Source organism: Candidatus Clostridium helianthi (genome assembly GCF_045310795.1).
GTDB lineage: Bacteria > Bacillota > Clostridia > Clostridiales > Clostridiaceae > Clostridium > Clostridium helianthi.
In genome coordinates this window covers 1-10795 of record NZ_JBJIAB010000073.1, presented here as the reverse complement: position 1 = coordinate 10795, position 10795 = coordinate 1, and the positions used below count along the sequence as shown (strand labels likewise).

The window sequence follows — 10795 nt, the reverse complement described above, 5'->3', positions numbered from 1 at the left end:
TGTTTTGTTCATTTTATATTAATGGATATTTTTCACAATAAATTATTTTGGGAATTTCATTTTGCAACATATATATTAATTTTACCACTTTTAAATTGTTCTTTGAATTCTTAACATAATATTACATTAGAAACTTCGTTTTCAACAATAATTTTCTTTGGTAGATTGGAGGTAGCTTAGACTTAGTCTTTGAATATAAAATGGAGGTTTGTCCTAATTACAAGGATAAACCTCCATTTTTTCTTTACTTCTAATTTTTATATGAAAGCTTAAGTAAATCCATAAAAATCTACTTAACTAAAGTATCCTGGATATTGTGTTTCTTATACCCCTGTTGATGTTTTTTTGTATAAAATATCACTATATCCTTTTATGAATAATATAATTGTGATAATGCTAGATAAAAGGTCTGTTATAGGTTGAGCGAACCATAGTCCGTCTTGACCAATTACCTTTGGTAAGAAAAATATAGTTAGTGCTAATATCACTGATTGCCTTGATATACTTAATAGTACGGCAGTTTTAGGTTTACCTGTTAGCATCATGAAGCCAGAGCCAAAGGTAGGAATGGAAATAAGAAAGATAAGTACTGTATATTTTTTCAAGCCATTTACAGAAATATTCACAAGTTCAGGGTTCTGGGTAAAAAGACTAACAGCGAATTTGGGAAATAGCTGCATAATTATAGCACTAACTGCCAAGAATCCAGTGCTAAACAAAACAGCAAGGGCAAGAGTTTTCAGGGTTCTGCCATAGTTCTTTTTTGCATAATTATAACCGATAATGGGCTGGAAGCCTTGAGCTATTCCATAAACTGGCATCAAAAATAGCATTGTAATGGAGTTTAGTACAGTCATTGCGCCAATTGCTAGTTCTCCACCATATAAATTTAAGGAATAATTGCTTACAATTTGTGCAACACTTACGGATAATTGATTAGAAAATGGAACTAACCCAATTAAGAAAATAGCTTTTACAATTGAAATATGTAATTTGAAATTGCTCTTTTTAAGTATCAAAGTATTTTTTAATTTCATGAAATAATAAAGTCCAAGAATTACGGTAGTAAATTGAGCAATGACAGTAGCAATAGCTGCACCTTTTATTCCCATGTGAAATACATATATAAATAATGCATCAAGTAATATATTAAGAATGCACCCTGTAATTGTAATAGCAGCTGAAAATATAGGATTTCCATCAGAACGAACGATAAAAGGCAGACAAAATCCCAGCATATTAAAAATAGTACCAGCCATGATGATTGTAATAAAATCTTTGGTATAAGATAATATTTCACCGTTTATACCGAGCCATCCTAATATTGAATTTTGAAATATCAGATACAAGCTGGTGACCAAAAGCCCTAAAACAATGCTTAGAGATAGTGCATTTCCAGCAAAATTTTCAGCTTCTTCTTTATTGCCTTCTCCAAGTTTTATAGAGATATTAGAGCTGGCCCCCATTGATATGAGAGCTGATAACGCTACTACTATTGTAGTAATTGGCGTTGTAAGGCCAATACCTGTTAAGGCTAGAGTTCCGACTTCTGATATATTTCCTATAAACATCCGATCGATTACTATATAAAGTGAATTAATCAATAAACTGAGTACTGTTGGAACTGAATATTGTATAAGTAATTTACCAATAGATTTTTGTTCAAGTTCTTGTATTTTGTCCATTATGTAACTTCTCCTTTAGATATATTAAAGATATATAATATCTATAATTCAAATATAAAAACCCATATATTAATGGGTAAATATTTATTCTTTGTTGTTTTTGCAGTTTGATTTATTTTGAGTTAGATCATATAGTTTTTTATCTTCTAGATAATTTTCTAGTACATTTTCAGCTTCTGCCATTACTTTTTCAATCAAACATTTGCTATTTTCATTTAAATTGCAAACAAATAATGAGCCAGTTCCTTCAGTTGCCTTAATAACATCCATAAAAGAAATAGACTTCATGTCTTTACGCAAAACGTAACCTCCATTTGCACCTGGAGTTGACTCAATTAAATCAGCCTTTACCAGCTGAGTTAAAATTTTCGAAAGATATGTAGTAGATAAATTAAAGTGTTCCGCTAGAGCACTTACGCTTAGTTTCTCACTTTTCGCATTTTCCATCATATATACAATTGTATGTAGAGCATAATTTGTTGCTTTTGTATATTTCAAATTAAAACCTCCTAAAAGATATTGCAGAGTTTATTTATCTATAATAATAAATATAATAGATTATTTTGTCAATAAGTATTTTATGCACCTGCAATTCTGATTTTGCAGTTAGGCGGTATACATCTCCTTCCGGTATTAAACTCATTTCTACATTTTGGATAGCATCCGTTCCATCTTTCCTTTTTCCTGTTACTACCCCTATGTCGTGTTTCACGACACCCCTGCAATGTCTTAAAAGTGCATCTCTTATATTTTTATCCGATAGCTAGCATCCGTAACACTCCCACTTCTTTAAGTGGAAGATAACGGCTGCACGCTCCTGTATAAGTTCAACTGGTTTAATCCTGCCCTAAAGCCTTTCTGCATCCATCGCAAACAACTGCTCCATTAAATTCAACAACATCTTTATCACTTCCACAAAAAATGCATCCTTTAATATATTTTTTAACAACCACCCCATTATCAACCTTAATTATTTCCATGGAATCTCCCTCGTAAATTTCTAGTACCTTTCTTATTTCTTTTGGTATTACAATCCTTCCAAGTGGGTCGAGCTTTCTTACTATTCCTGATGCTTTCATCTTTACATTCTCCTCATATAAATTATTTCTTGCATTGAATTACTCTTGTCTTTTCTTCTAATATCTCTATTTTTCTTTTCTAAAATCACATTTTCATAACCTAGCTTAGGCACAATCAAGGAAACTCCTACTCACATTCGTTCATAGGAGTAAGTGCGAGCAGCCAAATATGAAAGCTCGCAGAAAAAGTTTGAGTAACCAAATATAAAATTTGGGCTCTCACTTTTTGGGCTCTTACTTAAGTCTATAGTTATTCCTAATATCCTTCTCAATTTCTACAACATAATCTTTTGACATTTCATATATTCTTGAAGCAACCCCTTCATCAAATGTCAGTAATCTATCAATAGAGAATTCGCTGCTCACTATAATAGGCAGAAAATTAAGATACCTGTAATTAATAATTTCAAACATAATATTTGTATCTGTTTCATTGATTTTTCCCTTAAAGAGATCATCAACAAGTAATACCTCACATAATTGATACTTTGAAATGGTGCTAGTATAATATTCTTCATCAATCATATTTTGTTTTATCTTTGTGATTACATCACGATAAGGCATGTACACCACTTTAATTCTTTGTTTTAAAAAATTTAATGCAACAGCAATGCTGCAATGCGTTTTACCGCTGCCAACCTGTCCACATAATAGAATACTATTTCGCCTATTATCTTTTATTTCATCAAAATCAGTACAATATGCTGCTGCAGTGTCCTTCATCCTTTGTGACGCATTATTCCAAACTTCAAAGCTAGAGAAAGTAAGTTTACTTTGTTCAACATTAATTCCCGAATACTTCCACTCATTCTTTAGTTTTTCTATTTTTCTGCATTCACAGGCTACAGCAAGAGGCTGCATATGTTCCTGCCTAATAAGTATCCATCCAGTATCACAGCATTTATCGCATTTATATGAGGTTTTCTTCAATCCTCTTTCGTTCAGCTTCTGTAAGTTTTCGCGGTTCCTTTGGCTTGAATCCTGCAAATTCATTTTTATCTGCTGTGTTACTCTTTCCATTGCTTCTAACCCCATTTTTCTTTACCTCCATATGATCTTCTGGATACCCATCTCTCCTCCAGTTTTTTAATACCCCAATTGCATATTTTATATCAGGACAATTCTTTTCAAACCCAACATCCATGGCCATCTTAACCATTTTTTCTCCATGAATATCAATAGCCGATCTAAGAGCAACATAGTCGCATCCTCCTGGCTTCCCTGTTATTTTTTCATGATAATGCATAAGCTCTAATGCTTTAAGATTTATGTCCTCCTCTTCCACAGATTCACTTTTAGTATTATTGTGTTTCTTAAATAAATTCGACTGACTAACGTCCTCATCATAAGCTGAGCCTTTATTATTTATACCAAAACCAGTATTCTTTTTATCCTCTATGTTTTTATCTTTATCTATCTCTTTTTTCTCTTTCTTATTCTTCTTATTCTCTATCTCTTTCTTATTCTGCTGAGTTACTGTAACGTTACATTTATTTTGAGTAACGTTACTATTATTTTTAGTAACAATACAATTATTATCATCAGTTTCTAAAATGTTTTTACTGATATCTTCATTATTATCAATAATTTCTACATTACTATTATTACCTGATTCGCTAGTAGCAGTATTTGATTTATCATTAATATACATATTTCCAGAAGCTTCTTCATTAGTTTCCAAATTTTCTAATATATCATTTTTACCTAGAGCTTTGTTTTCTTCTATAATAGAATTCTCACAGTAATCTCTCTTTCGTTCTAATTCATTAGTTTTTTCTAATTCTACACTTTCATCCAGATCTTGATTTTCTTCTAATTCTATAAATTCTTCTAAGACTTGATCTTCCTGAGTTTCTTCCTTATTACTTTTAGCTAAATTCTTCTCTTCTTTTTTCTTTTCTCTATGATTTTCAACTCTTTTTCTATTTTGTTCACGGACCCTTTCCATTCCCTCTATGTTCTGATGCTTATCCCAGTTCACAATTCTAATTACTTTATCAGAAGCTATTTCAATCATGCCAAAGTTAGATAATACTTTTAATGCAATCTTAATATCCTCTAAAGGCCTAGAAAATAATACAGACAACATTTTGGCAGTAAGAGGTTTTCCTTCGAATAAGAAAACCTTTCCATTGGCGTTAAGTTTTCCACCAAGTAAAAGTATTCTTATCCAAACGTAATGAATTGTATCCCTGTTAGGCATTGCATCTATTAACTTCATTTTTTCATCATCATGCATATTAGTAGCTAATTTAATCCATTTAATCTCTGCCATTATTCCCACGCTCCCATAAATAAAATTGTCTAAACCTTTCGAGACCATTCCATGATGGGTTTAACTCAATTAACTTACAAACATCTATATAACATTTAAAAATTCTAAAATTCATTTGTAAGTCCTCGCTTTCTTTTTATACATTTCTATTAAAAGTTATATCCCTGATACATTCTAGCTCAAGGTGTATGAAAATAAATCTACATTTATTTTTTTAATTTAAGATTACTATTTTCTTAATTCAACTAAAATTTCTTTTAATAATTCTTCCACAGCTTGTCCTTATATAACAATAACTATTAGCGTAACATAATACTCTTAAATTACAATATATGCGTTGCAATTTACACTGCACATTTCACAATTACGCATAAAATTCTTGCAATATTTTTAGAATTTTGATGAAGAATCATTTTTGCAATATATATAATCAATTTTAGATTTCTAATACTATATATAAAGTCAATACATTTTACTCTTTAAGTAATTTATTTATTAAAAAAAATCTCTATTGGATTATTTATATCTAATAGTTTTATCATCTTATCGATTTCATTAGAACCAAATATTCCTTTATTAAGTTTATTACCTAAGGTTTTTGGAGACATTCCTAATTCCCTTGCCAGCTTTTCCTGAGTATATCCTTTTGCTTTTATCTTTCCTTTTAACTCATTAACTAATATCATAAATGCTCCCCTTTCGTTACTCATTAAGTAATATTATATATATTATGCCTATTATTGTCAATACTTCTTACGTAACTTTTTCTATATAATGGAAAATAATTGTTGCATATCCGGAAACAGATGTTATAATAAATTATATTAATAGTCTCCAAATTAGAATGATTTTTTTAATTTGCCTAACTGCAGTAAACAAAATAAATAAAAAGTTATTAAGTTTTATTAGAACGCTTCGATTTTATTATAGATTATCAATAAATTATATTAATTGATAATCTATAATTTACTTACTTTTAATATAGAACTAAGAGGTGATATAAAATGGGTTTGAAAGAAAATATCAAAAATAGACGATTAGAATTGAATCTCACATTAGAAGATGTTTCTAAAAGATTATCTATTAGTAAGCCAACACTTCAAAGATATGAAAGCGGTGTAATCTCTAATATACCTTCTGACAAAATCGAAAAACTTGCAGTAATATTAGAAACAACTCCATCTATTTTAATGGGATGGGATGAAAACAAAATAAAAACACGTTTACAACTATCAGAAGAATTAGAATATTTATTAAAAAAATATAATTCTTTAGATAACCTAGGTAAACATACGGTAAACACAGTATTAGAAATGGAATTTAATCGTTGCTCACAGCTTAATAATCAAGATAAAAGCTTTTAATTTTTTGTCTATAATTGGAAATTATTTAATAAAAATAAATTAAAATAAAATACCGAAATTAAATTACAGCACTTCTAATTAATTGTACAAATAAATCTATCGCTGATATATAACCTTTTAATTATTAATTTTCATATATAATTAATAATGCTGTATAATTCACTCTAGAATAATACAGCACTTTCATTTCTTGCTTTAAGCTATATTTAAATTTCAAGTTGCTTTTAATTACACCTTCCTCACGTATAAAAATATTGGACCTTTTCTATTCTCATACTTTTATTTTCATTGCTGCAACTAACTGACCATTTTTATATTTTGTAAATTCTATCATAACTTCTCTTCTATATTTTATGTCCGTTGTTATACTAACTTCATCAAGATATTTGAACTTCTCATCTTCGTGTAGTTCTACAACTTGAAATTCAACAAATTTACCTGGATATTATTCGTAGCTTCCTGCTATTTCACATGAATAAACCTTCCTTTATTTATTCTAAGCTACTCATAATTAATCACATAAATTGCTAATTTCTAATTTAAATATTTTCTTATAAATTTCACATAATATAATTGAAACCACAATAACGTTTATTTATAAATTGATAATTAATAGCCCCCCTCTTAATAGGGGTTCACTTTAATTATTGTTATAGAAAAACATTTTAAATGATCTAATAAAATTTATCTAAAACTCATAATATAAGAGCTTTTACTTTTTAAGTTATAGACTTTTAATTTGAATATTTCCCTGAAAACTTCACATAATATTTATGTGATAATAATTGATTTTTTATTGTCCCCCTATTTATTTAGTAAGTTCCCTTTAGGAGCTTACTATTATTTTTTACTACTTCTTCATTTATGCAATACATAATCAGAATATACATTAAAGCTCTCTTTTTATAAGTTAATACCCTATCTTTTATATTGCTTAAATTTTTTCCAATATAATTAAAAATAAATGTATATAAATCTGATATTCAGACATAATATATTACATAATGATATTCCGTGATAGCTCAATGGTGGAGCACTCGGCTGTTAACCGATAGGCTGGAGGTTCAAGTCCTCTTCGCGGAGCCATTTTTTTATATTTCACTTAAAAGGTAGCGTATATTAATACAGCTACTATTTTTATGCAGTATTTTAAATATGATTCATAAAAATGAGTACAAAACTTCTGCACTAATTGGTATAAATGAATAATTAACTTTAGCTTTGCAAAAAATACATATTTAAACAACAATGAATTAATAAATAAAGGGTGCCACTTAGCACAGATATAAAGATTAATAAATAGTTGATTTATAAAATTAGAATATTGAAATTTCATTTGTAAAGGAGAAGGAATAATATGTTATTAATAAAAAATGCCAAAATATTAACCATGTCCGGTAGAAATTACGATAATGGAAGCATTTTAATAGAAGGCAAAAAGATTGTAAAAGTAGGCGAAGACATAGATATAAATAATAATGATATTTCAGAAGTAATTGATGCAGAAAATTGCTTAGTTATGCCAGGAATTATAGAAGCTCATTGTCATCTTGGTATTAAGGAAGTAAGGAAAGGTTTTGAAGGAGATGATTGTAACGAAATAACTCAACCAGTTACGCCATATCTTAGAGCCTTAGATGGAATTAATCCTATGGATTCAGCTTTTCATAATGCATTGAGTGCAGGAATTACTGGTGCAATGGTTGGACCTGGAAGCTCAAATGTAGTTGGTGGTCAATTTATTTTCATTAAAACTTATGGTAGATCAATAGACAAGATGGTTGTTCTTGAACCAGCAGCAATGAAAATTGCATTTGGTGAGAATATAAAATCAAATTATAATAAAAGCAATATGATGCCAACAACTCGTATGTCAATTGCTGCACTTTTAAGAGAAGAATTATTTGAAGCACAACAATATAATGAAAGTAAAAAAAATGCCGAGAAATCTGGTAATAGCTTCGATGTAATGTTCAGAAAAGAATGCTGGTTACCAGTACTCAACAAAGAAATTCCTTTAAAAGCCCATGTACATAGAGCTGACGATATCTTAACTGCAATCCGCATAGCTAAAGAATTTGATTTGAACTTGACTCTCGACCATTGTACTGAAGGACATTTAATTGCAAAAGAGATAAAGGAATCTGGATTTTCCGCAATAGTTGGTCCGTCACTAACAGTTAGGAATAAAATCGAAACACAAAATTCAGATTTTAAAACAGCAGGTATATTACATAAAGAAGGTGTAAAAGTGGCTATTACTACCGATCATCCAGTCACAAGAATACAAGATTTACCTATCTGTGCTGGTTTTGCAGCAAGAGAAGGATTAGGTATAGAAGAAGCCCTTAAAGCAATTACAATAAATGCAGCAGAAATTTGTAATGTTTCACATAGAGTTGGTAGCATTGAAGTTGGAAAGGATGCTGATATTGCAATCTTTGATGGAAATCCAATGGAAGTATTTACAAAGACAATGTACACTATAATTGATGGTGAAGTAGTTTACAAGTCTGACGATATAATATCTTAAGTAATTTTTATAATAGTGTTAGTAATTAAATAGAAAAATATCTGCTTAATGCATTAACTTTAATTAAAACACAAAAATTAATAATTTAAAACCAAGCCTAATAGGCCTGGTTTTCTTTTTGGGGATTTGTTAAATTCTTCACATAAAAAGTGTCAGCAACTCCAATTAAGTACTGGACTTGATGACACTTTATTTACAACTAGGAAGCAAACTTCATCTGCTTCCCTGAAGTATCTTCGCAACAAATTATCTATTATTTTAGTTATTGTTGTTATTGTCATTGTTGTTATTATTGTTATTGTTATTTCTGTTATTATCATTGTTGTTATTGTTGTTATTATTATTGTTTCTGTTGTTATCATTGTTGTTATTATTGTAGTTATTATTGTAGTTATCCATTAATATCACCTCCTAACCTTTATATTATTGGTTAAAAAATTTTTATTATGCATTGATAATAGAAAAATTCTTAAAGCACTTATTTGATAACTAAATTTAGCAAAAACCAAAAATAATAATCGATTTAAGAAAAGTTGAACAAAATCGCAGGCGACTTTGGGGCTGGGGATTTTTTTACGTATCTGCCTTTTTGAACGTATGTGAGAAAAATCTGCACATCAGAAATGGCAGCTATGCACCTATAAAAAGAGTAGCTATGCTACAATACTGAACTATTCTGCATATAAGAACATTTTATGCAGGCGAATATATTTTCTTTTTTATTCTCTTTACAAATCCTAACTTTCTGAATTAGTCTTTTCCATAATTTATCCACAAATTTAACTTGAATATAAATTCCTAGAGAATTAAGAAAGCATCTGATTTACAGATGCTTTAAGATATTTGATTTAATTAAGATTATAAATTTGAAGACTGAAGCCTACGTACTCTATCTTCTATCGTTGGATGAGTGCTAAATAGGTTCATTAATCTTTTCGCACTTAGAGGATTGACTATAAACATATGGCTTACTGCAGGATTTACGTCCATAGGAACCACTCTTGAAGCCTGATCTAACTTAAGTAATGCTTTAGAGAGTCCTCTGCTATGTCCTGCAATCCTCGCTCCTGTATTGTCAGCAAGATATTCTCTAGATCTTGATACTGCCATCTGTACTAACATAGCTGCAATAGGTCCTAAAATAATTAATGGTAAAGCTGCTAAGAATCCTGAGCCTTCTTCTTCATCACTGTTACCCATGCCAAACATTAACGCCCACTGCGCCCAATTAGCCATTGTTGTGATTACTCCTGCCATTACAGCTGCAATAGTACTTATAAGTACGTCCCTATTCTTAATATGCGCCAGTTCATGAGCAATAACACCTTCTAATTCTTCATAATTTAGTATATTCACTAATCCTTGTGTAACAGCAACAGCTGAATGCTTAGGATTTCTTCCTGTTGCAAACGCATTAGGCTGTGTAGAAGGTGTAATATAAAGCCTTGGCATTGGTATTCCTGCATTTGCTGTCAATCTTTCCACCATATTATAAATTTCAATATTATCATTTCGTGTTAATAGCTTAGCTCCAGTCATAGATAGTGCAATTTTATCACTAAACCAATAACTTCCTCCATTCATAACTAATGCAAGCACCAAAGCCATCAGCATTCCTGATTGACCTCCAATACCTCTTCCTATTAATACTACTAATATCGTCAGGACACTCATCAAAAGTAAAGTTTTAATTTGATTTCCTAAACCGCTCATTTTCTTTTCCTCCTTTTACTTAATTAATAAAATGTTTTGATAATTTTTTCTGAATTTAGAAATTTATGTAATAAAAAAGTGGCTGCGCCACGCTCCTTCGGAGAAATATATTAAAATATAAATCAAAACTATAGAGATTTACTTTT

The 10795-nt window shown here is 29.9% G+C and carries 11 protein-coding genes and 1 tRNA gene; 3 read left to right on the top strand and 9 right to left on the bottom strand.

What is annotated here, in order from left to right; genetic code table 11:
* Positions 1-323: 323 nt before the first annotated feature.
* The 7 genes from ACJDTP_RS26805 to ACJDTP_RS26775 form a co-directional block, all read right to left on the bottom strand.
* On the bottom strand, positions 324-1685 hold the full coding sequence (locus ACJDTP_RS26805; RefSeq protein ID WP_406762943.1) for an MATE family efflux transporter: 1362 nt from the start codon (positions 1683-1685) through the stop codon (positions 324-326).
* A gap of 84 nt (positions 1686-1769) precedes the next feature.
* The gene (locus ACJDTP_RS26800; protein WP_173707628.1) at positions 1770-2183 is read right to left on the bottom strand and encodes an RrF2 family transcriptional regulator; all 414 of its coding nucleotides are present in this window, start codon (positions 2181-2183) and stop codon (positions 1770-1772) included.
* A 34-nt stretch (positions 2184-2217) separates the two neighbouring features.
* Positions 2218-2397 carry a hypothetical protein gene (locus ACJDTP_RS26795; protein ID WP_406585021.1) on the bottom strand — a complete coding sequence of 60 codons (180 nt, stop codon included), beginning with the start codon at positions 2395-2397 and terminating at the stop codon, positions 2218-2220.
* Between the two features lie 124 nt (positions 2398-2521).
* Positions 2522-2764, bottom strand: coding sequence for an AbrB/MazE/SpoVT family DNA-binding domain-containing protein (locus ACJDTP_RS26790; protein ID WP_168981966.1), 243 nt, complete (start codon positions 2762-2764; stop codon positions 2522-2524).
* A 234-nt stretch (positions 2765-2998) separates the two neighbouring features.
* Positions 2999-3625, bottom strand: coding sequence for an ATP-binding protein (locus tag ACJDTP_RS26785; protein ID WP_078115770.1), 627 nt, complete (start codon positions 3623-3625; stop codon positions 2999-3001).
* Positions 3626-3674: 49 nt separating this feature from the next.
* Complete coding sequence (locus ACJDTP_RS26780; RefSeq protein ID WP_406762942.1) at positions 3675-5039, bottom strand: phage replisome organizer N-terminal domain-containing protein; 1365 nt, start codon at positions 5037-5039, stop codon at positions 3675-3677.
* A 488-nt stretch (positions 5040-5527) separates the two neighbouring features.
* Positions 5528-5725, bottom strand: coding sequence for a DUF739 family protein (locus tag ACJDTP_RS26775; protein WP_023975159.1), 198 nt, complete (start codon positions 5723-5725; stop codon positions 5528-5530).
* Positions 5726-6043: 318 nt separating this feature from the next.
* Between ACJDTP_RS26775 and ACJDTP_RS26770 the strand changes: the two genes are divergently transcribed.
* The 3 genes from ACJDTP_RS26770 (at position 6044) to ACJDTP_RS26760 (ending at position 8936) form a co-directional block, all read left to right on the top strand.
* Complete coding sequence (locus tag ACJDTP_RS26770) at positions 6044-6403, top strand: helix-turn-helix domain-containing protein (protein ID WP_041897339.1); 360 nt, start codon at positions 6044-6046, stop codon at positions 6401-6403.
* A 1011-nt stretch (positions 6404-7414) separates the two neighbouring features.
* Positions 7415-7489: transfer RNA gene (locus tag ACJDTP_RS26765), tRNA-Asn, on the top strand.
* Between the two features lie 271 nt (positions 7490-7760).
* Positions 7761-8936 (top strand): amidohydrolase, encoded by a 1176-nt coding sequence (locus ACJDTP_RS26760; protein WP_406762941.1) that lies wholly within the window; start codon positions 7761-7763, stop codon positions 8934-8936.
* A gap of 258 nt (positions 8937-9194) precedes the next feature.
* Here the strand turns inward: ACJDTP_RS26760 and ACJDTP_RS26755 are convergent, their stop codons facing one another.
* Both ACJDTP_RS26755 and ACJDTP_RS26750 read right to left on the bottom strand, forming a co-directional pair.
* Positions 9195-9335 carry a hypothetical protein gene (locus ACJDTP_RS26755; RefSeq protein ID WP_406762940.1) on the bottom strand — a complete coding sequence of 47 codons (141 nt, stop codon included), beginning with the start codon at positions 9333-9335 and terminating at the stop codon, positions 9195-9197.
* Between the two features lie 459 nt (positions 9336-9794).
* Positions 9795-10649 carry a zinc metalloprotease HtpX gene (locus ACJDTP_RS26750; protein WP_406762939.1) on the bottom strand — a complete coding sequence of 285 codons (855 nt, stop codon included), beginning with the start codon at positions 10647-10649 and terminating at the stop codon, positions 9795-9797.
* Between the last annotated feature and the right edge of the window lie 146 nt (positions 10650-10795).

Coding starts and splice junctions, on each gene's coding strand:
- ACJDTP_RS26805 (WP_406762943.1), bottom strand. CDS start 1,685: ATGGACAAAATACAAGAACTTGAACAAAAATCTATTGGTAAATTACTT.
- ACJDTP_RS26790 (WP_168981966.1), bottom strand. CDS start 2,764: ATGAAAGCATCAGGAATAGTAAGAAAGCTCGACCCACTTGGAAGGATT.
- ACJDTP_RS26785 (WP_078115770.1), bottom strand. CDS start 3,625: ATGCAGCCTCTTGCTGTAGCCTGTGAATGCAGAAAAATAGAAAAACTA.
- ACJDTP_RS26780 (WP_406762942.1), bottom strand. CDS start 5,039: ATGGCAGAGATTAAATGGATTAAATTAGCTACTAATATGCATGATGAT.
- ACJDTP_RS26775 (WP_023975159.1), bottom strand. CDS start 5,725: ATGATATTAGTTAATGAGTTAAAAGGAAAGATAAAAGCAAAAGGATAT.
- ACJDTP_RS26770 (WP_041897339.1), top strand. CDS start 6,044: ATGGGTTTGAAAGAAAATATCAAAAATAGACGATTAGAATTGAATCTC.
- ACJDTP_RS26760 (WP_406762941.1), top strand. CDS start 7,761: ATGTTATTAATAAAAAATGCCAAAATATTAACCATGTCCGGTAGAAAT.
- ACJDTP_RS26755 (WP_406762940.1), bottom strand. CDS start 9,335: ATGGATAACTACAATAATAACTACAATAATAACAACAATGATAACAAC.
- ACJDTP_RS26750 (WP_406762939.1), bottom strand. CDS start 10,649: ATGAGCGGTTTAGGAAATCAAATTAAAACTTTACTTTTGATGAGTGTC.